Consider the following 24,902-nt stretch of genomic DNA (forward strand, 5'->3'; position numbering starts at 1 on the left):
TTATGTATAACGTAGCAGATGCGTTATACATAAGTCTCACAATTTAATACAGAGCCAAGCTCTGTAACAAGATTCACGATCTTGTATGCTATCCCTACGCCTGAAATTTTTAACCTCACTAATTATATTTAAAATGATGAAATTTGTCAATGGCTATTTTAGGCATCTTGTCGAATTTAGGACTGCAATTATTGTTACACCTACATCTGCAAAAACTGCTGCCCACATACTAGCCATTCCTAAAGCTACAAGTATAAGAACGAATGCTTTAATTCCTAATGAAAATATTATATTTTGCCATAAAATCTTATTAGTTTTTCTAGCTATTTTTATAGCTTCAACTAAAGATTCTGGATTATCCTTCATCAATACAACATCAGCAGCTTCAATTGCTGCATCTGATCCAATTCCCCCCATTGCAATTCCTATATCGGCTCTTGCAAGTACTGGCGCATCATTTATTCCATCTCCTACAAACGCTATTTTACTCTTAGAATTCTTAGCCTTAAGCAATGTTTCTATTTTTTCAACCTTATCTATTGGTAATAATTCTGAGAATACTTTATCTATTCCTATAATTTTTCCAACTCTTTCTGCCACTGATTTTCTATCTCCTGTTAGCATAACAGTTGTATGCACCCCAATTTTCTTTAACTCTTTTATAGCATTTGCTGCATCTTCTTTTATCTCATCTGAAATAATTATATTTCCTTTATATTCTTTATTTATTGCTACATGAATTATTGTTCCTATAGATTCTACTTCATTGTATTTTATATTGAACATATTCATTAATTTATAATTACCAAGAAGTATATCTTCTTCATTAATTTTAACACTAATTCCATGGCCAGATACTTCTTCATAATTTTTAATTTGATCCTTATTAATTTCTTTCCCGTAAGCTTTAACTATTGATTGAGCAATTGGATGATTTGATAGTGACTCACCTAAAGCTGCAATTTCCAATAACTTATCTTTTTCTATATCTACTGCATTTATTTCTGTTACTTTAAATACACCTTTAGTTAATGTTCCTGTCTTATCAAAAACTACAGTATCAATATCTTTTAAAGCTTCAAGGTAATTTCCACCCTTAATTAATATTCCTTTTTTAGAAGCTCCACCAATTCCTGCAAATAATCCTAAAGGAATTGAAACAACTAACGCACAAGGACATGATACAACTAAAAATGATAAAGCTCTATATATCCAAATATTAAATGTTTGCCCTGGTATTAAAAGCGGTGGTAATATAGCTAATGCCAATGCTGAAAATACTACTATTGGAGTATATATCTTTGCAAATTTTGTTATAAATTTCTCTGTTGGAGCTTTTTTATTTGATGCATTTTCAACTAATTCCAATATTCTAGCTACAGTTGATTCACCAAATTCTTTAGTTACCTTAACTTTTAAAACTCCATTTGTATTTATACATCCTGCTAATATTTCATTATCTACTGTTATTTCTCTTGGAACTGATTCCCCTGTTAAAGCACTAGTATCAACAAAACTTTTTCCTTCTATAACTATTCCATCTAAAGGAACTCTTTCTCCTGGTTTAACAATAATTATTTCCTCAACCCCCACCTCTTCAGGTGACACTCTTCTTTCATCATTCCCATTTAATATATTTGCATAATCTGCTCTTATATCCATCAATGATGTTATTGATTTTCTTGAATGGTTAACTGCATAACTTTGGAACAGTTCTCCAACTTCATAAAATAACATAACTGCAACGGCTTCTGGATATTCTCCTATTATAAATGCGCCTAAAGTTGCAACTGTCATTAAGAAGTTTTCATCAAAAATTTCACCTCTTAATATATTTCTAATAGCTGTTAAAACAACTTTTCCACCTATTAACCCGTAACTTATTGCAAATAATATTATTGAAAGCAGTCCATTACCATTAGTTATAATTGCTATAATGTATATTATAGCTCCAATTATTAAAGTTAAATTATCTTTTATTTTAAAACTTTGTCCATCATGTGAATGGTCGTGACCATGTTCTTCTTTATGCTTATCTTCATGGTGCAATTCATGATTACCTTCTACATTGTTAACATTAGTTTTCTTTGTATGATTATGACCTTTATCCAAACATCCTGAATCATCACTTGAGTGTTCATGTTTATGATCACTAATTGAACATTTTGCACTTTCACATTTTTTAATATTTCGATTAGCTACTACCTTTCCAATTTTCTCCGTAACCTTAACACCTGGTTCTAATTTTTTAATTATATTTTTTACTTGATTAATTATATCTTCTTTTTCATAACCATCTTTTATTTCTAAAATTAAAGTAGCAGTTGAAAAATTTACAGTGGCTTCTTTAATGCTTTCTAGCTTATTAATCCTATCTTCTATTTTATTTGCGCAATTAGCACAATCTAATCCATTTAACAAAAACTTTTTTTCCATTATTATTCCCCCTTTAAACTTTAATTTAAGAATTATATTATTCTGTTATATGACTAAGTCCTGCGTCAAAAATATGCTTTATATGATCATCATCTAATGAATAGTATATTACTTTCCCATCTCTTCTGTATTTAACTAATCTATTAGACTTTAAAACTCTTAATTGATGGGAAATAGCTGATTGAGTCATATTTAAAAGATTCGCTATATCACATACACACATTTCTGCTTCAAATAAAGCACATAATATTTTTATTCTAGTTGAATCACCAAAAACCTTAAATAACTCTGCTAAATCATATAGTGTTTCTTCCTTAGGAATAGATAATCTAACTTTTTCTACTACATCTTTATGAATTACGTTACAACTACACTTTTCTATTTTATTATTATCCTCCATAAATTGCTCCTTACAACACATGAATATATGCTCATATGTTTCTCTTAATTCATTATATGCTTTCCCTAGTAAAATTGTCAACTATACTTTTAGTTATATTCACTCAACAAAAATAGAACTTACTATTTATAAATAGTAAGTTCTATTTTAAATTACAATTTGAAAACAAATAATACTCAACCGTCTAAAATAGCTTATTCAACTTGTTATTATCTTTATGCTCCCTAACTTAATGATTAACCTTATATTCTTTTATCTTTTCATTTATAAGTACTTCATCTAAAATCATATTAATAACGCTTTGACATACATAATATGCAAAATCTAAATCATTATTATATTCCATTACTTTTTCATATTCTTGTTGAAGGTCCATAATATAACTTCTAATTTCTTTGGAGTTTATACTTCTTTCTATATCTTTTCTTATTTTGAATTCTTTAGCTACTCTAGATAAATCTCTCTCATACATAACATGTTCTTTCATTACATTTGCACTTTTAAATTCCCATCTCTTATTATGGGGAACACAGAAAAAGTCACATAAAAAATGGCAAACAACACCCAATTCTTGACTAAATCTATTTTCATAATGGTTCTTATATATATCCTCCAAACTTAATGATGATAGAAATTGGATCTTATTCACAACCATATCTAAGCTTTCATCAAGATAATGCTTCTTAAATTTATAGGTAGAAACACAATCCGGTTTTATATTTCCCCAAATGAAATGATTTTCATTAATCAACTCTTTTTTATTACTATCCATATTATATATAAAATCTTTAGCTAACATTGTATGAGTATTCATTAACATCTTTTATTTCACCTACTTTTATAATATATTTTTCAAAATCATCAACATTTAAATTATATTATTTTTATATTGTTATCATAGTCCTATATGTTTATATAAACAATGAGTTATTAATTACACAAACGGTACTTTTTATCTACTACTATATATATTACCTCTTGTGCTATTAAATATAGATTAAAATAGTTAATCTTTTTTTTGAATTCCTATTTTTTTTAAATTAAAACAAAAAAAAGATTTATCCTTAAATTTATTAGGATAAATCTCTTTTTTATTATTCAAACATATTTATCATATTCTTCTTTTTCATTTAACTTACTTAATAGATGCTTTATTTCTTGATCTCTATTTTTATCCATAATCAATATTACGTCCCCTGCATCTACTATCACTAAATCTTTAACACCAAGACCTATAATTAAATTCTTTTCTCCGAATATAGAACAATTAGTACATTCTTCTAAATAAACATTGTTACTAACACTATTAGTGTTAACGGTATTTAAATACCTACTTAACGCTGAAAAACTTCCAATATCATCCCATTCGAAATCACTTTTTATTACAAATGCTCTTCTCGTCTTTTGCATTACTCCAAAGTCAATAGATATTCCATCAATTATTTTATATTGCTCTTTTATTACTTCCTCTTCATTTTCTTCTCCTATTGATCTATAAATTTCCATTAATGATTTATAGAGCCTTGGAAGATATTTTTCTATTTCTCTTAGAATTACATCTGCTCTAAAAATAAAGATACCTGAGTTCCATAAATAAGTTCCTTTTTCCAAAAAATCCTTTGCCACTTCAGTGTTAGGTTTTTCGGTAAATCTTTCAACTTTGTATGATGCTCTTTCGCCTAATATTCTCTCTCCCATTTCAATATATCCATATCCCGTTTCTGGCCTTGTTGGTTCTATTCCTAAGGTTACTACACCTTTTCTTTTATTAGCAATATCTACAGCTTGAGATAATGTTTCTATATAATCCTTCTCCCCTTTTATGTGATGATCAGAAGGTAGAACTACCATTACAGCATCTTTGTCTTTTTTTAATAATTTAACTGCTGATAACCCTATACACGTTGCCGTTTCTTTGTTCTCTGGCTCTGTAAAAATATTTTCTTTTTGAACGTCTTCTAATTCTTCCCTTATTTTTTCTTCATACTCTTGGTTTGTAACTACATAAATATTATCCTTTTTAATTAAAGGAATTATCCTATCTACAGTATTTGCTAAAAAACTTTTATTGTTTATAACCTTTAAGAATTGCTTTGGCCTTTCTGATCTTGATAAAGGATAAAGCCTAGTTCCTTTTCCTCCAGCTAATATAAGCCCGTATATCACTAATTTTCAACTCCATGTAATGCTATTACAGTATTATATGCTCTATATATTTTTTTTGTGAAATTATTAATCTTAATATTTTTTATATTATCTTGTAATATTTTACATTAAAATCGACAAAGAAATTTACGACAAATAATTATATTTATTGACTTTTAAAGTTATTAAGTATAAAATTTTATTATCATATTAATTCTCTGTATTAAAAGGGAGTAGTAATAAATATAACATCAACAATCGCGGCCTTAAAAGCCTGGTGTTATATACCAATTTGGTTACGAGACTTTTAATATAATTCTTATTTTAGGTAAGAATTATATTAAAGGTCTCTTTCTTTTTTATGCATCTTTACTCTATATTAATTTTAGATGTAATGAACAAAAGATTTTAGTACCTATTAAAAACCTTGAAGGAGGCATTTTTATGCAAAATTATTTCTCTAAATCCGCTGAGGAAACTTTAAATGATTTTAAAGTAACTAAGGAAGGATTATCTGATAATCAATTTAAATCTAATTTAGAAACCTATGGACACAATGAATTAAGTGAAAAAAAGAAAGCCACTGTACTCCAAGTATTTTTAAGTCAATTTAAAGATTTACTGGTTTGTATCTTAATTGTTGCAGCTATTATTTCTATGGCCACAGGCAACGTGGAAAGTACTTTGGTTATATTTGCAGTTATTATTCTTAATGCGATACTTGGAACTGTTCAACATTTTAAAGCTGAACAATCCTTAGATAGCCTTAAAGCACTATCCTCTCCTACCACTAAAGTTTTTAGAAATGGTATAAAGGTTGAAGTAAATTCAAAAGATGTTGTACCTGGAGATATTTTAGTTTTAGAAGCTGGCGATCTAGTTGTAGCCGATGGTAGAATTATTGAAAACTATTCACTTCAAGTTAATGAAAGTTCTTTAACTGGAGAATCTGAAAGTGTTAATAAAACTATCGAAACTATTAAAGAGGAAGAAATCGCTTTAGGAGATCAAAAGAATATGGTATTTTCCGGTTCTTTAGTTACCTATGGTAGAGCCTTAGTTATAATTACCGGTACAGGTATGTCTACTGAACTAGGTAAAATAGCCACTTTAATGGATCAAACTCAAGAAAAGAAAACACCTCTGCAAGCTAACTTAGATGATTTTAGTAAAAAGCTTGCTATGGCAATACTTGCTATATGTATTTTAGTATTCATACTTAGTATATATAGAGAAGTACCAATTCTTGATTCACTAATGTTTGCTGTTGCTTTAGCAGTTGCTGCTATTCCAGAAGCATTAAGCTCAATTGTTACTATTGTTTTAGCTGTTGGAACTCAAAAAATGGCTAAAGAACATGCTATTATAAAGAAACTTAAAGCGGTTGAAGGTTTAGGTTCTGTATCTATAATATGTTCTGATAAAACTGGTACTTTAACTCAAAATAAAATGACAGTTAACAAAGTTTATGTTGATAATAAACTTATTGATGGAACTACTCTTAACCTAGAGAACTCCGTTGAGAACTATTTATTAAAAAGTGCTATACTTTGTAATGATTCCACTTCAAAAGATGGAAAAGAAATCGGAGATCCAACTGAAGTTGCATTAGTAAACCTATCTCACAAATTTACTATTGATGAATTATCAGTTAGAAATGATTTTAAACGATTAGCTGAATTGCCTTTTGATTCGGATAGAAAATTAATGAGTACTCTTCATCACTTTGATGATAAATATTTAATATTTACCAAAGGTGCTTTTGATGTTTTATTAGATAGAATTAAGTTCATTAAAACTTCTGAAGGAGTTAGAAAAATTTCTTATGAAGATAAGCAAAATATAATTAATACAAATAAACAATTATCCCAAAACGGACTTAGAGTTTTAGCTTTTGCTTATAAGGAAGTAGCTGAGCCAACTGAATTAACTCTTGAAGATGAACATAACTATACTTTCATTGGATTAATATCAATGATTGATCCTCCAAGAGAAGAATCAGCAATTGCTGTTGCAGATTGTATAACTGCTGGTATAAAACCAATTATGATTACTGGCGATCATAAAATAACTGCTTCTGCTATTGCTAAACAAATTGGTATTTTAAGAGATGGCGACAGAGCTATAGAAGGTCTAGAACTTGATAAAATGTCTGACGAGGAGCTTAATGCAAATATAGAATTTATTTCTGTTTATGCTAGAGTATCTCCTGAACATAAAATTAGAATAGTTAGAACTTGGCAAGAAAAAGGGCAAGTAGTTGCTATGACAGGTGATGGTGTAAATGATGCTCCTGCATTAAAACAAGCCGATATCGGAATTGCAATGGGTATTACAGGAACTGAAGTTTCTAAAGATGCTGCATCAGTTATTTTAACAGATGATAACTTTGCGACTATTGTTAAAGCAGTGGCTAATGGTAGAAATATTTATAACAATATTAAAAATGCCATTAAGTTCTTATTATCAGGTAATGCTTCAGGTATAATCTCAGTATTATACGCTTCATTAATGGCATTACCAATGATTTTTGCTCCAGTTCATTTACTATTTATAAATCTTTTAACAGATAGTCTGCCAGCAATTGCTATTGGTACTGAGCGTTCTCGTAAAGATTTATTAAAAGATAAACCTAGAAACACTAACGCATCAATACTATCGAAAGATTTTATTTTAGAAATAGCTGTTGAAGGTTTCATTATAGCTATCTTTACTATTATAGCATTTACCATTGGTTTAAAATATGATAATGCTATAGGCTCAACAATGGCATTTTCAACATTATGCTTAGCTAGATTATTCCACGGTTTTAACTGTAGAGGAAATAGATCAATATTTAAACTTGGATTATTTACTAACAGATATAGTTGGATGGCTTTTGGAACAGGTGTACTATTCTTAAACTTAGTATTATTTGTGCCATTCCTTAAAAAATTATTTGAAGTAGCTACTTTAAATTCTTATCAAATTGGAATGATATACTTACTAGCATTTATTCCAACTGTTATAATTCAAATAATAAAAATTATACAAGATCTTATTGGAGGCAATAAAGAAACTTCTTCACCTCAAGATATTAAAATAGAAGAAGATAAAAGAAATATAGCTTAAAAAAAATATCTGAGTTAGATATCTAACTCAGATATTTTTTTTATTTTTATACAATATTACTTCATTAATTTCTTTATTATACTTATTTTATCATTGTACGGGGCATATCTTATTGGAATATCTATAAATGTCCCCCTTTTAATTACTGATTTCCTATGAGTAAATGTATCGAAGCTTGCCTCACCATGATACGACCCCATACCGCTACTACCTACTCCTCCAAATGGCAAATAAGCACTTGCTACATGTATAATAGTATCATTTATAGTTACTCCTCCAGCAGTAGTATTATTTAAAACATGTTCTATATTATCCTTGTTTTCAGAGAAGTAATATAGTGCTAATGGCTTATCTTTATCATTAACATATCTAATTACTTCATTTATATCTTCAAATTCTAAAACAGGTAATATTGGTCCAAATATTTCTTCTTCCATTATTTTAGAACTATTCTTTATATTAGTTATTACTGTTGGTTCAAAATACAATTCTTTTTCATCATATCCTCCACCAAAAAATATATCCCCATCATTCATATACGACTTTAATCTATCTAATGTTTTTAAGTTTATTAATCTAGTGAAATCTATACTTTCTTTTATATTTTCTCCAAATTGATTTCTTATTTCCTTTACCACAGCTTTCAAAAATTCTTCTTTTATATCCTTATGAACATATAAATAATCCGGAGCTACACAAGTCTGACCTGCATTTAAAAATTTCCCCCAAACTAATCTTTTCGCACTAAGCTCTAGTTTTGCATCCTTGTCCACAATACAAGGACTTTTACCACCAAGTTCTAAAGTTACAGGTATTAAATTTTCAGCAGCTTTTTTCATAACTATTTTGCCAACACCTACACTACCTGTAAAGAATATATAATCAAATCTTAAATCTAATAAATATGAAACTACCTCTTTTCCACCTAAAGGATTCACCACTTTTACATAGCTTTCATCAAAATTATCATTTATTATCTTTTCTAATAAAATAGATGTGTTTATAGTATTTTCTGAAGGTTTTAATATTACACAATTACCCGCAGCTATAGCTGCAACTAATGGTGCTAATATTAGCTGAATTGGATAATTAAAGGGTCCTATTATTAACGCTACCCCATAAGGTTCCTTATAAATATAACTCTTCGCTGGGAAATGAACTAATGGGCTTCTTTTCTTTTCTCTCTTAGCCCATTTTCTAGTATTTTTAATATGAATATTTAGTTCATCATAAACCAATCCAATCTCTGTTGCATAACTTTCAAAAGGTGATTTTCCAAGGTCCTTTTTAAGAGCTTCAATTATCAACTCTTCATTATTCTTTATTATTTTTCTTAACTTTTTTAAATTACTAATTCTAAAATCTATATTTTTAGTTTTCCCTGTATCATAAAACTCTTTTTGTTTTTCAAAGGTTTCTTTTATTTTAATCATATTTTTCCCCCCACTATTCTACCAATGCATTTTTATATGCTTAAATATATTTAAATGATTCTCCAAACAATTTAATAGGAATTTTAAATTCCGGTATTCCTGTTACATATGGTGCAATCTCATACAGTCCAAAATACACTACCAAATTATCTCGATCTATAAAATATTTCTGATTTTTATTAATTCCATTAAACCCATCCTTACCAGTAAAATAAATATCAGGATTTTTAGCTATTTGTTTTTTTATTTCGTTATTAATTACTTTCTCATATTCATACTCATCTACGAATAAATCATTTAACAATAATTCTCGTCCAGTATTAATATCTATGTTATATGATACTCTATTTGTTATTCCATGAGCACCTCCAGTAAATTGATAATAATCAATATAAAAACTTAATATCTTATTTTGGCTTTTTATAGTGTATTTTGCTATTAATTGATATGGGAATATAGGATATACATTATTAGGACTTCCATAATACTCCTGTGCAATTTGTTTAACATCACTTATCCACATATTAGTAAAATCTAAAATCTTGTTGTTGATAACTTTTTCTGACTCTTTATTATTTAATCCATTAATTTGAGGTATTTTTACATCAATAGTCAAATAATCATTTTTTTCTTTTATAATCTTATCCACAACTAACGATGATTCAACAAATTGACTGTTTAAATTTATCAACACCCCTTGTGGACAAGTATTAGTAATAGCAATTAATACGATTAAAATACTTGCACACCTATTTAATAGCTTCATTATATAGTTCCTCCTTATATGATAAAATAATATAAAAACCTTATATTTATTCTTATTATTTACATAAACAGAGTAAATTATCAACATAGCTATAAAAAAAATTCAACAAGTTATCCACAGGTTATTGTGGATTATGTGTATAACATACATTAATTGTCTACTATTCCAATAACATTATTATAATATATTTTTTTACATGAATCATTATTAATTCAAATTATATTATATTAATAATTTAATATAAAAATGACCCTTAAATTTTATTCAAGGGTCATTTTAGTCACTTTTTTTTAAAATAGATCAATTTGCTAATCTATTTTTTGAAAGCACCTTATCTAATGTATCTTCAAAAACACTTAAAGTGTCTTTGCCGATTCTGATATTAGTTCATTTAATTTTATAAGTTCTCTTGATGTAAGATCTCTCCATTGTCCCATTCTAAGTTTAGATATATTTATATTCATAATTCGTATTCTTTCTAGCTTTACTACTTTGTAACCTAAGGCTTCTGTCATCCGTCTAATTTGTCTGTTCATACCTTCTGTTAAATTTATTTTAAACATGAATTTTCCTTGTCTCTCAACCAAACATTCTTTAGTAACTGTTCCAAGAATCTCGACCCCACTACCCATTTTATTTATAAAATCATGAGTCATCATTTTATCAACAGTAACCACATATTCCTTTTCATGATTGTTTCCAGCTCTTAATATTTTATTAACTATATCACCATCATTAGTTAATAAAATTAGTCCTTGTGAATCTTTATCCAACCTTCCAATTGGAAATATTCTTTCTCTATGTTTAACGAAATCAATTATATTGCCCTTAACATTTTTTTCAGTTGTACAGGTTATCCCCACTGGTTTATTCAAAACTATATAAACTAAATTTTCAACCTTATTTATAGATTTTCCATCAACTTTAACAACTTGACCTTTCGTAACCTTGATTCCCATTGTTGCTTTAACATCATCAACGGTAACCCTTCCCATTTCTACTAAGTTATCAGCTTGACGTCTTGAGCATATTCCAGTTTCACTTATATATTTATTTAACCTTATTTCTTCATTTCTATCAGTATGAACTATTATTGGTTCTTTATCTACATTACTTTTTTTATTATACTTTTTATTAGTAAAATTTTTATTTCCTGGTTTATTTTTAGATTTATTTTTATCACTATTTTTTTGTTGCATATTATTCACCTATTCACTCTCTCTATTGATTTATGTAATGTTCATTTCCCGAATTATTAAATTTAACCATTATATCATTATCTTCTAAAAACTTTTTTGTTTCTTCTAAAGTTTCGAAATCAATCATTTCTCCACTTACAGTTATTAAAACATCATTAGTTGGAATCATTTCATTTTTTAAGGAGTATTTTAATATTTCATATAAAGATTCATCCATACCTTTATCTTCAATTTGGATTTCCTTTAACATTTCTACACCTTTAGTTGTGGGACTTTGCGTATTTACAACTTTATTAAAGCTATTAACTTCAATTTTAATTGCAGATGTTGTGTTAATTACTATAGTTTTTGTTATTGTTGTATATCTATTTATCGCAATAGATACCATTATAATAATTAATATTCCTATTATTGATATATGTAATTTATAACTTCTCAAACCCTTACTTTCAGATCCAGTTACTTCTTCGCCAATATCTATATTATCTCTCTTGTCTATTTTCTTGAATTCACCTTTAGAGGTTAATATAGTTGCTCTTTTTTTTGATTTAGAAATTACTATTCCTGTAAATACTTCTTTTGATTTATCTAATTTTAAGCCCTTAACTTCTAATCCTACTACACTTTCTTCTATTTTTAAATAGTCCTGAATATATTTATAATTTGGATTTCCTAAAATCACTACATATGCTATTATATAGTCTTGCCATAATTCCAAAAAAGATCTCGCTACTTGTATTTTTCCTTTAATCTTAATTATTGGTAAAGCCCTATCTTTAATTGTTTTTTCATAGCATTCTAAATCAGATACTATGTAATATGCAATATTTAAAACTTGGTTTCTTATATCATCACTTGGACATTGATTAACTAAATCTTTTATTAACACATTATATAGTTCTATTTCCTTCCCCATTAAAACGATTTGATTTCCTCTTTGTTTAACAATTGTTGCACCAGCTAAACTAAGTTGGTGCAACGAAGAAAATCTGAATTTGTAATTATCAAAACCACTCATTTTTTCACCTCTTTGAAACTACTATATCACCTTCGTATCTATTAACTTCCCCTTAATAATCACTCTTTGTTTTGCTCCTACTGTGCATGTTATTAATGTTATTGTTGCATCTTCTGTTTGGTCTAAAACCTCAACATTTTCAGGATCTACTATGAAATTTTTATCTATTTGATATATAAACTCTTTTCCTCTACTTTTAACACTTACTAAATCTCCAGGTTTTAATTTATATAAATTTATGAACGCTTCTGAGTAATTCGATACTCTATGACCTGCAACAGCAAAATTTCCTTTTTCCCCTGGCTTTACAGAACTTTCAAAGTGTCCTATATAATACTGAAGTATTTCATCCGTTACCCCTTCTACTAATCCTTGTGATAATTCTATGCTTGGTATTTCAATTAATCCGATCGGTGTATATCCTAAATTATCCAACTCTTTATTTTCAGTTGTTTTTTCACTAGTTGAATCTTCTTTTATAACATCTTGAAGAACTTCTTTTAACTCATTTTGCTTTTTATTTGTCTCAATTCTATTATATATTACTGAGCCAATTAAACCTATACCTACAATTACCAAAATTAATCCTACTATCCTTCTAAACTTTTCTATCAAAGCTAATCCTCCAATAACATTTATTACTTTTTTACATATATTATACCATAAACAATGTGTATTTTTTATTATTTCTAATTTAAACCTAGTATTTTACGAGGTGATTTTTATGAAAGGAAATGTTATTTATGTTGACTTTAAATTTACTCACAAAAGAATTGTTTCAAAAAAGCTCTATCTATTCTGCCGAGTTAATTATTTTTTAAAAAAGTTTTTCATTTTTTTTGTAAAAGATACTTCTAAGCCTTCAAAAATCTATGCGTTCAAAAAAATTTTATGAGTCTTATAGCTAACTATCCATATTTACTAATAATATTTTATGATTATAATTGGTAAGTTTTAATTTTACCAATTATCTTCTTGATAATATAAAATAGTATAATTGGATAGTTATTTTTCGAAGCTTTTTTATTCATTGTGATATAATAAAATTATTATTTTATTATATAGGAGGATTTCAAATTGAGAATTGGAATGGGATACGATGTACATAGATTAGTCGAAAATAGAGATTTAATTTTAGGTGGGGTTACTATACCTTATAAAAAAGGACTACTAGGGCATTCAGATGCAGATGTATTAGTGCATGCAGTTATTGATTCTTTGCTTGGTGCTACCGCTTTAGGAGATATAGGAACACATTTTCCTGACACCGATCCAAAATATAAAAACATATCTAGCATAGATCTTTTAAAAGAAGTGGGTATACTAATCCATACTAATGGATATTCGATAAGCAATATAGATTCAACCATAATTGCACAGGCTCCGAAAATGTCCCCTCATATTCAAACTATGAGAGAAAACATTTCAAAAGCCCTTAATATTACTCTTGATAAAATAAATATTAAGGCAACTACGGAAGAAGGCCTTGGATTTACTGGTACTGGTGAAGGTATATCCTCTCAAAGCATTTGCTTAGTAACTAATTTATAAACATTAGAAATAGGACGCGAAAAATAACTAGTCAATATTAAATGTATATTGACTAGTTATTTTTTTAAATTCCTAAATCTATAGCTAAAATACTAGATTTCTATTCTAGTTATTCTATTATCCTCTCTTTTTCTCCAATGTAACCAAATTGCTACAACTGCACTTATTCCCATTAAATATGGATAGAATAAATATTTCATTATTGCAAAGGGTGAAAGTGCTGCAAGTCCTGCTGCCGAAATCAATTGTGCTCCATAAGGTATAATCCCTTGGAATGCGCATGAGAACATGTCTATAATTCCTGCTATTCTCTTTGGCTCTAATTCGAATTCATTTGATATATCCTTAGCTATTGGTCCTACCGTAACTATTGCTACCGTATTATTTGCAGTACATATATCTACTAAACTTACTAACGCTGCAATTCCATATTCTGCGCCTCTTTTTGTTTTGAATCCTTTTAATCCTTTATTTAATATAAAATCTATTCCACCATTAACTTTAATTATTTCTATTGTACCTGCTATTAAAATAGATATTATAATTAATTCACTCATTCCTTCAATACCTGTTGATATTGCTCCAAATAACCCTAATAAATTAAAGCTTCCATAAATTAATCCTATACTTCCTGCTACTAATATCCCAGAGAATAAAACTAAAATTACATTTATTCCTGCAAGTGATGATAATATTACAGCTATATATGGAACTATTTTTATAATATTAAATTCTAAAGCTTCTATATTTGTCGCTACATATCCTCTACTTATAAATACAAATATAAGAGCTGTAACAATTGCTGCTGGTAAAACTATTTTAAAGTTCATCTTAAACTTATCTTTCATTTCACAACCTTGAGTTCTTGTTGCTGCAATAGTTGTATCTGAAATTATAGATAAGTTATCCCCAAACATTGCGCCACTTACTACCGCTGCAACCGCTATAGCCGTTAAAATCCCTGTTTTTTCTGCAACTACTACAGCAATTGGTACAAGGGATACTATTGTTCCAACTGATGTTCCAACTGACAAGGCTATAAAACATGCTATAATAAAAAGTCCTGCTATTAATACATTACTTGGAAGCAATGATAGACCTAAATTAACAGTAGCATCAACTGCCCCCATAGTTTTAGCTACTTCTGCAAATGCACCTGCTAATATAAATATTATAACCATTAATATAATATTATTATCGCCTGCCCCCTTGCAAAAAATCTCCAACTTACTATCAAAAGTACTTTTTCTATTCATGATTAAAGCTACTAATGCAGCGGCTAAAAATGGTACTACTATCGATACTGAATAAAAATCTTTAGCTACTATTGATGAGCCTAAATATACTAATATAAATACCCCTAAAGGTAACAACGCCCATCCACTTCCTTGTTTCTTCATCTTCTTTTCTCCTTTGTTTTTATTTTCCTGTTGGCAAAAGATATTTTATATACTATATATTAATAATTATTAAGTCAACCTTTAAATTATTTACATATTAAATTTTATATTTAATGTATGTATTTTGAAAATACAGTCAATAATATAAATAGGATTCCCAAGTCCCATTCCCCAATGGCACCTGATCCTAATGGTCAAACAAAAAAGAATTAGCATTTGCTAATTCTTTTTTTTATTTCAACATTAATATTTTTTTTCTCATTAATAGTCCCCTACCTAAGGGATCTTTAAATAAATAACAAGTCAGGATTCTAGTTTATTTTCATGTTTCTAAGGTATATTCAAGAAAATAACTAGTTATATTATAGGTTATTTTCATCGACCTAAATAACTTCTGTTAATGATTTTAATAGTATATCTCTAAATTCAGATCCTCTACTTCTATCTATAACTGCATCTCTACAAATTTCTCTCCATTCTTCTACGCTTACTCCAACTCTATTTTCAAATTCTGATTCTGTAGCTGTAATATAATTTGAAGTAACTACAAATTCGCCAAGATCCTTTGTTGTTTTAAATACTTTTAGATATAAAAATTCTGTATTGTCTCCATACCATGTTCTATTGAAGTCTCTTACAAATCTAGTTATTTCTAAAACTATTTTCTCTTTTGGTAATGACCAACACTTTACAATCATTTGAAGATGTCTTTTCATGTTTTCTGATTCTTCTTTTGAAATTAACTTGTTTCTTTCACCATCAGCAATGATTTTTTCTACACTTACATTTGGTATTTTAGTAACTAATCTATTTTTACCATAAATCCATTTATAAAAGGCTTCTTGTAAAAATGAATATTGTATATATCCTACTAGTGCCCTTTCATCGGGGAAATAACCCCATATATTATTAAGCCCGTTGTTTTTACAATAAACTAAAGTATGAACGTAAAGGCTTTTATTAGTTGGAGCTTTATCCATAAACATGTGTCCTCTGATAGTTTTATTTTCACTAATTAAACCTTCCCAATAGTCAAATGAATTATAATTTTGCCTCACCTTTATCACCTTTCTTTCTTTTATTTTATATATTAGTATATAATATATTATACCATATCCTTCAATTATATAATCATTTTTCATATACCTTTTTACCTTTTAATATATATATTTCATGTAACCACTATATTATAGAATAAATTTTTTTACTTTTACCTACGGATTTTTACAGATTCTAAAGGTAAATAAGGGAGTTCAAAGAAAATAATAAGTCAAAGATTATGACTAGTTATTTTTTTAATATCCCTAAGGCACATTAAAATAAGTTCTTATTAGGAGGGGGATTGCATTGTGCCATTGTGAAATTTGCGGTGCAAGTGCCGATATCCATCATATTATCCATAAACATGAGGGGGGCTTTGATTTTGACCTTAACTATAAATATCTTTGTCCTTTGCATCATAGAGGAAAATCTGGTCCTCATCATTGCCTAAACACTGATATTCAATATAAACTTGAGTTACAAAGAGAATTATATAATATTTTACCAAATATTTATTATACACGAAAAGAACTTTTAGGTATCTTGAAAATTCGTAGTGGTTCCTTACGGAGATTATTAAAAAATCTTATTCTTCATAAGGAAGGCTATTTAAACAAAGATATTATTAAAGCTCTTATGGGAGGAAAAATTTATACTAACGCTACGGTAGTATAACTGAAGTTGTAAGGCCGGTTCAAAAATTTCTAAGGGAACTGAAAAAAAATAATAAGTCAAAGCGTCTAACTGGTTATTTTCCGATGATCCCTAATGTCTTTTTAATAATACTAATATTAGCTAAAATATCATTAAATATTCAATAAAGTATTTAATTTCACTTTGTTGTTATTTTATATTCAAAAATTTCTGTTTTTGTTACTTCTAATATAAATATAACTCTTTTTAATACTCTAAAAAAATAGACAAAAATAAAAACTGTCGTGATATTCATATGAATATCACGACAGTTTTCGGAAAATGTTTGGTGCAGGTGAAGGGAGTTGAACCCATACACCCGAGGGCGCTAGATCCTAAGTCTAGTGCGTCTGCCAATTCCGCCACACCTGCATGTCTGTTTACTATTATATATGTTATTTTAAAAAAAATCAATAAGTTTATTACTTTTTTTTCAAATTCTCATATTAATAATATAAATTAATAATTTAGAGAATTTTTTTTAAAATTTCTATTTTTTCAGTTATTTTTTTGAAATAGCAAATAAAGATATTTTGTATGTTGACATTGATATCTAAAATTATTATAATTAAGAACAAATAAAGAAAATACGTTGAAGAGGACAGTAAGCATTAACTTCATTTTCAGAGAGAGAATACACTGGTGTGAGTATTTTTAAATGAACAAAGCTGAAAACCACCTCTGAGTGACTCTAATAAAGTCCGTTATATCACGTTACGATATTTACTTAAGCGGCTTATTTTTTTACTTCCCTACTATTAAAATGTAGGTGTGTAATTTGAAAATCTAATTTTAGATTTTTATTTATAAGCAACTAAGGGTGGAACCGCGGGATTTTTATGCTCCCGTCCCTTTTTCTATATGAAAATTGGACGGGAGCTTTTTTGTTTAGTTTTTTAAGCAATTTATACTTCCCACACTCTCAATAGTATTTTCTAATTTTACATTGCCTTATTAAAATATACTAATTAAAATAAATTAATTAAAAAACGAAAGGAGAAATTAAAATGTTAAAAATAACTTTAAAAGATGGTTCAGTTAAAGAATTTGAATCTGAAATCTCAGTTCTTGATATTACTAAGTCAATTAGTGAAGGATTAGCTAGAAATGCTTGTTGCGGTATAGTAAATGGTGAGGTTGTTGACTTACGTTATGTTGTAACTAATGATTCAGAGCTAAGCATTTGTACTTTTGATTCTAAAGAAGGACGCGATGCTGTTCGCCATAGTATTTCTCATGTTTTAGCTTATGCAGTTAAAAGATTATTCCCTTCTGCTAAATTAGCTATAGGACCTGCAATAGAAAATGGTTTCTATTACGATTTTGATATTGAAAAAGCATTCACAGCAGAAGATTTAGTTAAGATTGAAGATGAAATGAAAAAAATAATAAAAGAAAATCCTTCAATTGAAAGATTTACTCTTCCAAGAGCTGAAGCTATAAAACTTATGGAAGAAGCAAATGAATTATACAAAGTTGAATTAATAACAGACCTTCCTGAAGATGAAATAATTTCATTCTACAAAATGGGTGATTTCGTTGATTTATGTGCAGGTCCTCACCTTATGTCATTAAAAGCTGTTAAGGCACCAAAACTTTTAAGAAGTGCTGGCGCATATTGGAGAGGTGACGAAAAGAATAAAATGCTTTCAAGAATATATGGAACTGCTTTCCTAAAGAAAGCTGATTTAGATGCTCATTTAGAAGCTTTAGAAGAGGCTATAAAAAGAGATCATAATAAATTAGGTAGAGAGCTTCAATTATTCACAACTGATGAAAATGTTGGGCAAGGTCTTCCTCTATTCATGCCTAAAGGTGCTAAAATACTTCAAACTCTACAAAGATGGGTTGAAGATGAAGAAGAAAAAAGAGGTTATTTATTAACTAAAACTCCTAATATGGCTAAAAATAATTTATATAAAGTTTCAGGTCACTGGGATCATTATAAAGATGGTATGTTTATTTTAGGTGATGAAGATAAGGATGAAGAAGTTATTGCATTAAGACCAATGACTTGTCCATTCCAATTCTCTATCTATAATGCAGGTCAACATAGTTACAGAGATTTGCCTATAAGATATGCAGAAACTTCTACTTTATGTAGAAAAGAAGCTTCAGGCGAAATGCATGGTTTGATTCGTATGAGACAATTTACTCTTTCAGATGGTCATATAGTTTGCGCTCCCGATCAATTAGAAGAAGAATTCAGAGGATGTGTTGATTTAATCAACTATATTATGACTACTCTTGGTATTGATGGTGATATAACTTACAGATTCTCTAAGTGGGATCCAAATAATACTGAAAAATATATTGGAAGCCCTGAATCTTGGAATTCAACTCAATCATTAATGAAAGAAATTTTAGATCATCTTAAAATAGATTATGTTGAAGCTGAAGGCGAAGCTGCATTCTATGGTCCAAAACTTGATATTCAATTTAAGAATGTTCATGGTAAGGAAGATACAATAATAACTGTTCAAATTGATTTCGCTTTAGCTGAAAGATTTGGAATGAGTTATATTGATAAAAATGGAGATAAAAAAATCCCATTTGTTATCCATAGATCATCAATTGGTTGTTACGAAAGAACTTTAGCAATGCTTATAGAAAAATATGCTGGTGCTTTCCCAACTTGGCTTGCTCCAAATCAAGTTATAGTTCTACCAATATCAGATAAGTATAATGATTATGCTGAATCAATAGTTAAGGATTTCAAAAACAGTGGTATTAAAGCAACTGCAGATTATAGAGCTGAAAAAATCGGTTATAAAATCAGAGAAGCTAGACTTGAGAGAACACCTTATATCTTAGTTGTTGGTGAAAAAGAATTAGAGAGCAACGAAGCTTCTGTAAGAAGCAGAAAAAATGGAGAAGAGGGTCCACTAGCTGTTAATGTAGTAAAAGCTAGAATATTAGAAGAAATAGCTACTAGATCACTTTAGTATTTATTAATAAAAAATTAGAGAGTATGAAACTTTGTTTCATACTCTCTTTAATCTATTCTATCTCTAACTTTATTTCATATATTTTGCCTTTAATCAATTTTAATAATTTTCTTTATAGATTTCACGTAACTATTTGCCAATAGACCATCTATAAACCTATCAATTTCTATTTCTGAATTTGCTTTTACTAAAACTCCAGTTTCACCTTCTATTTGCTTCTGTAAAACTTGAATAAAGGTAAATTCATTAGCACATTTCTTTATAATATCCTGTTCTTTTGAATTTTCAATTCTTAAAACAGCACTACATTCACCTTGTAAATTTCCTATAATTTTAGCCTCTTCTTTTTTAAATGCAGTTATCTTTGTAAATCTCTTATTTACAATATCTAGTACATCTGCATAAACAGCTAAGCCAGTTGGCATTTTTCCTGCACCCTTACCAATTAATATAATTTCACCTATAGCATCTCCATTAAATATTACTATATTAACCTCATTATTTATTTGTGCTAATACACTTTCATTTTTTACAAGAACAGGTTTTACTGTAGCATAAACACCATCGTCTGAATTATTGCTAATACAAAGTAATTTCACCTTACAATTAATCTTATCTGCATAATCAAAATCTACACTTTCAACTTCTGTTATTCCTTGCATATTAATATTTTTCCACGATACCTTTTTTCTGAAAGCCAGAGTTGAAAGTAATGATAGCTTTCTTGCCGCATCATAACCCATAACATCTGCTTCTGGGTTAGCTTCTGCAAACCCTAATTCTTGAGCTTCCTTCAATGCTTCTTCATAGCTAAGCTTTTCCTTATCCATTTTAGTTAGAATGAAGTTTGTTGTTCCATTTAAAATTGCCTTAATACTATTAATATTATTTCCTTCTAAGGATTCAATCAATGATTTAATTACTGGAATTCCTCCACCAATAGATGCCTCAAACTTTAATGCTACTCCATTTTCATTTGCTAGTTCAAATAATTGTTCTCCATATTCAGCTAATAAATCCTTATTTGCTGTAACTACATGTTTTTTTAAATTCAGTGCTCTTTTAACATATATTAATGATTTTGTTATTTCACCCATTACCTCAACAACAATATCACTTTCCTTAGAAAAGAACTCTTCTATATCTGTAGTTAACACTTCACTATGATTTTTATTTTTATGTTTTTCTTTATTTCTTACTAAAATACTTGTTATAACTATCTCTTCATTGCATTTCTTCGCTTCTCTATTTTCATCTATTAACTCAACTAATCCACTTCCCACTACTCCATATCCCATTATAGCTATTTTAATCATTAGATAATCCCCCTTTTTATTTACGCATCTTCAAAAAACAACTAGTCTATATCTATTATATTTTGCACCTTAACTGTTATTTTTTTAGATATCTTATTTCCCCCAATTGCTTATATAGATTTAAATCCTTCTTCAAAATCTTTAATTATATCTCTAATATCTTCTACTCCTACAGATACTCTAAGTAAATCATGAGTTACCCCACTAGTTCTTTGTTCTTCTTCTGATAATTGATTATGAGTTGTTGTTGCTGGATGTAATATGGAGCTTCTTGTATCACCTAATGTAACTACAAGTGCTACTAATTTTAAAGCTCTTGTAAAGTTTTTAGCTTCCTCTATTCCACCTTTAATACCAAAAGTTAATAATCCACTTGAACCTTTTTTAAGGTATTTTTGTGATCTATCATATTGTGAATTCCCTTCTAATCCAGGATAATTAACCCAATTAACCTTTGGATGATTGCTTAACCACTTTGCAAGTTGCACAGCATTTTCACAATGTCTATCCATTCTTAAATGTAATGTTTCAAGGCCTAAATTAGTTAAATATGCATTAAATGGACTTTGACATGCACCTAAATCTCTTAATAATGTAACTCTTAACTTTGTTATATAAGCCGCATCCTTAAATTCTTCTACATATTTAATTCCATGATAGCTAGGATCTGGTTCTACTAATTCTAAATTCTTTCCATTATCCCAATTAAAGTTTCCACCATCTACTATTATTCCTCCGATAGCCTGTGCATGACCATCTGAATATTTAGTAGTTGAATGCACTGATATATTAACGCCATGTTCAAATACATTGCATAAATATGGTGTTCCAACTGTATTATCTACAATAAAAGGCACATCTAATTTCTTTGCCACAAGACTAAATTTATCAAAATCCAATACATTCAATCCTGGATTTCCGATTGTTTCTCCATATATTAGTTTTGTATTTCCTTTAGCCTTTGAAAGAATTTCCTCTACGCTAGCCTCTGGATCTACAAAATCTACTTCTATTCCCATTTTCTTTAAATTAACAGTAAATAAATTAATAGTGCCACCATAAAGTGTTGATGCTGATATTAGATGGTCCCCAACACTACATAAATTTAATATCGAATACAGAACAGCAGATTGTCCTGATGCTGTTGCAACTGCTCCAACTCCCCCTTCAAGCATTGCAAATTTTTCCTCAAGTGCAGCTACAGTAGGATTTGATATTCTACTATATAAATGTCCTGCCGCCTTTAAATTAAATACCTCTTCTAAATAATCTGGATCATCATATTTATAAGTCGTACTTTGAAATATTGGCAATACCCTAGGCTCCCCAGCCTTTGGTGTATATCCTCCTTGAATGCATATAGTTCCCTGGTTCCATTCTTTATTCATTTTAAAAGCCCCCTTTTATTTTTTATATATAATAAAAAAGGTTGTTTCTTAAAAATAAGAAACAACCTTTTAATCACACTAATATAAAAATAACTTTTCAAAGCTATTTTAATTCCTTCATTTTCCAGGACGAACCTGCAGGATTTAGCACAATTCTAATAAATGCTTATTAGTTGTTGCTCGGCTTCACAGGGCCAGTCCCTCCACCATTCTTAATAAAATTTCTAAACGTTATATTTATTCCATTATACACCAACAATTGTTTTTTGCAACAATTATTCAAATAATATTTATTTAATTTAGAAATATACATATCACTATAACTGTTATTTTTTTGGATATACCTTGTAGCTCTATTTTATTTCTATTATTTCTTTTTCTGTAATTATAAAATCTATAGTTACATCATGTTTTTCAGTTACTAAAGATTCAACTATTTGCAAGTCATAGGCTAATACTACTTTTTTTATTCTAGAGTTTAATCCGCTAAAGTACCTATCGTAATATCCGCCACCATATCCAATACGATTTCCATCTTTATCAAATGCAACTCCCGGAACTATAATTAAATCTAAACATTGTTTATCTATTTCACCTTTAAAAGTTTTTGGTTCTAAAATTCCCCAATTATCTGGCTTTAGATTATCTAATGAACTTATTTCTACCGCTTTCATTTCTCTAGTTCCACTAACTGTCTTAGGAATAAAAATCCTTTTCTCATCTTCTAATGCTTTAATAATGAAACTTTTAGTATTTACTTCACTTCCATAATTAATAAAAGTAAATATATTAGTACTTTCTTTGTACATTTTACTTTGCAATAAAGCTTCTAATATTAATTTATCATTAATATTTCTTTCAACTAAGCTTAGACTATCTCTATTTTTTATAATCATATTTCTAAATTCTTTTTTTTCCATAAAAATACCTCATTATATTCATTTTTTAATTTACCCTATTATTGCACCTTTTATTTATGTTATCAAACAAATTTCACACCATTTTTTATATTAATTATGTCTCTTAAAATAGATGCAGCAGAATTTATTGTTCCTGATGCTCCTCCAATTATACTAATATCGCCTAATGTATCTGTTTTATAATATACCCCTTTATTTTTTCCGTCCACAAAATATAACGGATGAGTGCTTTTCAATGATTTAGGCTCAACCTTACACTTTATACAATTGTCTTCTTTATAAACCATTCCTATAAGTTTAATTTTTTCACCTTTTGATATACTTAAATTAACTTCATCTGCTGTTATTTCTGATATTCCTTTAATATAAATATCAGAAATTGATTCCCTATACCCCATTAAAACATTAGCTAAAATTAATATTTTACTTGCAGTATCAAATCCATCTACATCTAATTTTGGGTTTGCTTCCGCTATTCCCATTTTCCGAGCTTCTTCTAAGGCAACACTATATTCTATTTTCTTATCATACATTTCTTTAAGAATATAATTACTAGTTCCATTAAGGACCCCTTCTATAGATAATATTTCGGCTCCTGCAGTATCTAATAATCCTCCATTTATTGAAGGTAACGCTCCACCAGTTGTGCATCCTATTCCTAATTGAACATTATTGTTATATGCTATATCCTTTAACTCATTATAATATAGTAATATAGGTCCTTTATTTCCAGTAACAACATTAATTCCATTCTCTAATGCTAATTTAATATGAGTGTACCCAGGTTCACCATCTTCTATATTAGTACCAGTTAATTCAACTAAAGTATCCACATCTCTATTTTTAATTATTGTATTTATAGTTATATCCTTATATGTCCACTTACTATATTCACAAATAGATTTGCCACTATTCACAAAATCAATAAGTTCTTCTATGTTAATTCCATTACTATTATAAATACCGCCGTTGCTCTTTATTATATATTTAACCTTTATATCTATTTTATCTTTCTTCATAATTAATAATTCTATAAAAGCTTTTCCAACGCCTCCAAATCCTATTACCCCAATATCCATATAAATCTCCTCTTATATTTATTACTGTTGCACTTAATTATACAATCTAAAATTTAAA

The 24,902-nt window shown here is 28.5% G+C and carries 19 protein-coding genes, 1 tRNA gene, 1 riboswitch and 1 other annotated feature; of the genes, 4 read left to right on the plus strand and 16 right to left on the minus strand.

The genetic code is table 11. The features are described from left to right. Positions 1 to 153: 153 nt before the first annotated feature. From J1C67_RS04175 to J1C67_RS04190, 4 genes are all read right to left on the minus strand, one after another. Positions 154 to 2,436, minus strand: a complete 2,283-nt coding sequence (locus J1C67_RS04175) for a heavy metal translocating P-type ATPase (RefSeq protein ID WP_089969398.1) — start codon at positions 2,434 to 2,436, stop codon at positions 154 to 156. Between the two features lie 37 nt (positions 2,437 to 2,473). Further along, entirely contained in the window at positions 2,474 to 2,836 is a 363-nt protein-coding gene (locus J1C67_RS04180; RefSeq protein WP_089969396.1) for an ArsR/SmtB family transcription factor, read from the minus strand. A 229-nt stretch (positions 2,837 to 3,065) separates the two neighbouring features. After that, positions 3,066 to 3,656 (minus strand): zinc dependent phospholipase C family protein, encoded by a 591-nt coding sequence (locus J1C67_RS04185; protein WP_089969393.1) that lies wholly within the window; start codon positions 3,654 to 3,656, stop codon positions 3,066 to 3,068. 278 nt (positions 3,657 to 3,934) lie between these two features. After that, complete coding sequence (locus J1C67_RS04190; protein ID WP_089969390.1) at positions 3,935 to 5,002, minus strand: mannose-1-phosphate guanylyltransferase; 1,068 nt, start codon at positions 5,000 to 5,002, stop codon at positions 3,935 to 3,937. A gap of 423 nt (positions 5,003 to 5,425) precedes the next feature. On the opposite strand from J1C67_RS04190, the gene J1C67_RS04195 reads away from it, so the two are divergent. Next, positions 5,426 to 8,092, plus strand: coding sequence for a cation-translocating P-type ATPase (locus J1C67_RS04195; RefSeq protein WP_167866933.1), 2,667 nt, complete (start codon positions 5,426 to 5,428; stop codon positions 8,090 to 8,092). Positions 8,093 to 8,148: 56 nt separating this feature from the next. Here J1C67_RS04195 and J1C67_RS04200 read toward each other — a convergent pair whose 3' ends face one another. The 5 genes from J1C67_RS04200 to J1C67_RS04220 all read right to left on the minus strand — a co-directional run bounded on the left by J1C67_RS04200 (position 8,149) and on the right by J1C67_RS04220 (position 13,123). Further along, positions 8,149 to 9,525, minus strand: coding sequence for an aldehyde dehydrogenase (locus J1C67_RS04200; RefSeq protein WP_167866932.1), 1,377 nt, complete (start codon positions 9,523 to 9,525; stop codon positions 8,149 to 8,151). 40 nt (positions 9,526 to 9,565) lie between these two features. Next, entirely contained in the window at positions 9,566 to 10,291 is a 726-nt protein-coding gene (locus J1C67_RS04205) for a DUF3298 and DUF4163 domain-containing protein (protein ID WP_167866931.1), read from the minus strand. Between the two features lie 356 nt (positions 10,292 to 10,647). Continuing rightward, on the minus strand, positions 10,648 to 11,490 hold the full coding sequence (gene rluF / locus J1C67_RS04210; protein WP_167866930.1) for a 23S rRNA pseudouridine(2604) synthase RluF: 843 nt from the start codon (positions 11,488 to 11,490) through the stop codon (positions 10,648 to 10,650). 22 nt (positions 11,491 to 11,512) lie between these two features. Then, entirely contained in the window at positions 11,513 to 12,508 is a 996-nt protein-coding gene (locus J1C67_RS04215; protein WP_167866929.1) for an anti-sigma factor domain-containing protein, read from the minus strand. A gap of 21 nt (positions 12,509 to 12,529) precedes the next feature. Continuing rightward, positions 12,530 to 13,123, minus strand: a complete 594-nt coding sequence (locus J1C67_RS04220; RefSeq protein WP_089969372.1) for a class D sortase — start codon at positions 13,121 to 13,123, stop codon at positions 12,530 to 12,532. Between the two features lie 462 nt (positions 13,124 to 13,585). On the opposite strand from J1C67_RS04220, the gene ispF reads away from it, so the two are divergent. After that, a complete protein-coding gene (gene ispF, locus J1C67_RS04225; protein ID WP_089969369.1) occupies positions 13,586 to 14,059 on the plus strand; it encodes a 2-C-methyl-D-erythritol 2,4-cyclodiphosphate synthase in 474 nt (157 codons plus the stop codon). Positions 14,060 to 14,151: 92 nt separating this feature from the next. On the opposite strand, the gene J1C67_RS04230 is transcribed toward ispF, so the two are convergent. After that, complete coding sequence (locus J1C67_RS04230) at positions 14,152 to 15,501, minus strand: Na+/H+ antiporter NhaC family protein (RefSeq protein WP_280526553.1); 1,350 nt, start codon at positions 15,499 to 15,501, stop codon at positions 14,152 to 14,154. 341 nt (positions 15,502 to 15,842) lie between these two features. Beyond that, positions 15,843 to 16,601 carry a hypothetical protein gene (locus J1C67_RS04235; protein ID WP_341479233.1) on the minus strand — a complete coding sequence of 253 codons (759 nt, stop codon included), beginning with the start codon at positions 16,599 to 16,601 and terminating at the stop codon, positions 15,843 to 15,845. Positions 16,602 to 16,806: 205 nt separating this feature from the next. Here J1C67_RS04235 and J1C67_RS04240 point away from each other — a divergent pair, with 205 nt between their 5' ends. Next, complete coding sequence (locus J1C67_RS04240; protein WP_167866927.1) at positions 16,807 to 17,175, plus strand: HNH endonuclease; 369 nt, start codon at positions 16,807 to 16,809, stop codon at positions 17,173 to 17,175. A gap of 305 nt (positions 17,176 to 17,480) precedes the next feature. On the opposite strand, the gene J1C67_RS04245 is transcribed toward J1C67_RS04240, so the two are convergent. Continuing rightward, positions 17,481 to 17,565: transfer RNA gene (locus J1C67_RS04245), tRNA-Leu, on the minus strand. A gap of 211 nt (positions 17,566 to 17,776) precedes the next feature. Continuing rightward, positions 17,777 to 18,049 (plus strand) — a binding site (T-box leader). Between the two features lie 151 nt (positions 18,050 to 18,200). Here J1C67_RS04245 and thrS point away from each other — a divergent pair. Continuing rightward, positions 18,201 to 20,138: a threonine--tRNA ligase gene (gene thrS / locus J1C67_RS04250; protein ID WP_167866926.1), complete on the plus strand. Its 1,938-nt coding sequence runs from the start codon at positions 18,201 to 18,203 to the stop codon at positions 20,136 to 20,138. Between the two features lie 92 nt (positions 20,139 to 20,230). Here thrS and J1C67_RS04255 read toward each other — a convergent pair whose 3' ends face one another. The 4 genes from J1C67_RS04255 to J1C67_RS04270 all read right to left on the minus strand — a co-directional run bounded on the left by J1C67_RS04255 (position 20,231) and on the right by J1C67_RS04270 (position 24,844). After that, a complete protein-coding gene (locus J1C67_RS04255; RefSeq protein WP_167866925.1) occupies positions 20,231 to 21,457 on the minus strand; it encodes a homoserine dehydrogenase in 1,227 nt (408 codons plus the stop codon). A 110-nt stretch (positions 21,458 to 21,567) separates the two neighbouring features. Continuing rightward, positions 21,568 to 22,845 carry an O-acetylhomoserine aminocarboxypropyltransferase/cysteine synthase family protein gene (locus tag J1C67_RS04260; protein ID WP_167866924.1) on the minus strand — a complete coding sequence of 426 codons (1,278 nt, stop codon included), beginning with the start codon at positions 22,843 to 22,845 and terminating at the stop codon, positions 21,568 to 21,570. A 114-nt stretch (positions 22,846 to 22,959) separates the two neighbouring features. Then, positions 22,960 to 23,067: riboswitch (SAM riboswitch) on the minus strand. Between the two features lie 131 nt (positions 23,068 to 23,198). Further along, positions 23,199 to 23,765: a 5-formyltetrahydrofolate cyclo-ligase gene (locus J1C67_RS04265; RefSeq protein WP_167866923.1), complete on the minus strand. Its 567-nt coding sequence runs from the start codon at positions 23,763 to 23,765 to the stop codon at positions 23,199 to 23,201. A gap of 62 nt (positions 23,766 to 23,827) precedes the next feature. Then, positions 23,828 to 24,844 carry a homoserine dehydrogenase gene (locus J1C67_RS04270; RefSeq protein WP_167866922.1) on the minus strand — a complete coding sequence of 339 codons (1,017 nt, stop codon included), beginning with the start codon at positions 24,842 to 24,844 and terminating at the stop codon, positions 23,828 to 23,830. Positions 24,845 to 24,902: the final 58 nt, after the last annotated feature.

The organism is Clostridium gasigenes (assembly GCF_017348895.1).
GTDB classification, from domain to species: domain Bacteria; phylum Bacillota; class Clostridia; order Clostridiales; family Clostridiaceae; genus Clostridium; species Clostridium gasigenes.

Bases quoted from the DNA above. Each gene is read 5' to 3' on its own strand.
- J1C67_RS04180 (WP_089969396.1), bottom strand. From the start codon at position 2,836: ATGGAGGATAATAATAAAATAGAAAAGTGTAGTTGTAACGTAATTCAT.
- J1C67_RS04265 (WP_167866923.1), bottom strand. From the start codon at position 23,765: ATGGAAAAAAAAGAATTTAGAAATATGATTATAAAAAATAGAGATAGT.
- J1C67_RS04215 (WP_167866929.1), bottom strand. From the start codon at position 12,508: ATGAGTGGTTTTGATAATTACAAATTCAGATTTTCTTCGTTGCACCAA.
- J1C67_RS04270 (WP_167866922.1), bottom strand. From the start codon at position 24,844: ATGGATATTGGGGTAATAGGATTTGGAGGCGTTGGAAAAGCTTTTATA.
- J1C67_RS04235 (WP_341479233.1), bottom strand. From the start codon at position 16,601: ATGAAAAATGATTATATAATTGAAGGATATGGTATAATATATTATATA.
- J1C67_RS04185 (WP_089969393.1), bottom strand. From the start codon at position 3,656: ATGTTAATGAATACTCATACAATGTTAGCTAAAGATTTTATATATAAT.
- J1C67_RS04255 (WP_167866925.1), bottom strand. From the start codon at position 21,457: ATGATTAAAATAGCTATAATGGGATATGGAGTAGTGGGAAGTGGATTA.
- J1C67_RS04200 (WP_167866932.1), bottom strand. From the start codon at position 9,525: ATGATTAAAATAAAAGAAACCTTTGAAAAACAAAAAGAGTTTTATGAT.
- J1C67_RS04175 (WP_089969398.1), bottom strand. From the start codon at position 2,436: ATGGAAAAAAAGTTTTTGTTAAATGGATTAGATTGTGCTAATTGCGCA.
- J1C67_RS04205 (WP_167866931.1), bottom strand. From the start codon at position 10,291: ATGAAGCTATTAAATAGGTGTGCAAGTATTTTAATCGTATTAATTGCT.
- thrS (WP_167866926.1), top strand. From the start codon at position 18,201: ATGTTAAAAATAACTTTAAAAGATGGTTCAGTTAAAGAATTTGAATCT.
- J1C67_RS04195 (WP_167866933.1), top strand. From the start codon at position 5,426: ATGCAAAATTATTTCTCTAAATCCGCTGAGGAAACTTTAAATGATTTT.
- J1C67_RS04260 (WP_167866924.1), bottom strand. From the start codon at position 22,845: ATGAATAAAGAATGGAACCAGGGAACTATATGCATTCAAGGAGGATAT.
- rluF (WP_167866930.1), bottom strand. From the start codon at position 11,490: ATGCAACAAAAAAATAGTGATAAAAATAAATCTAAAAATAAACCAGGA.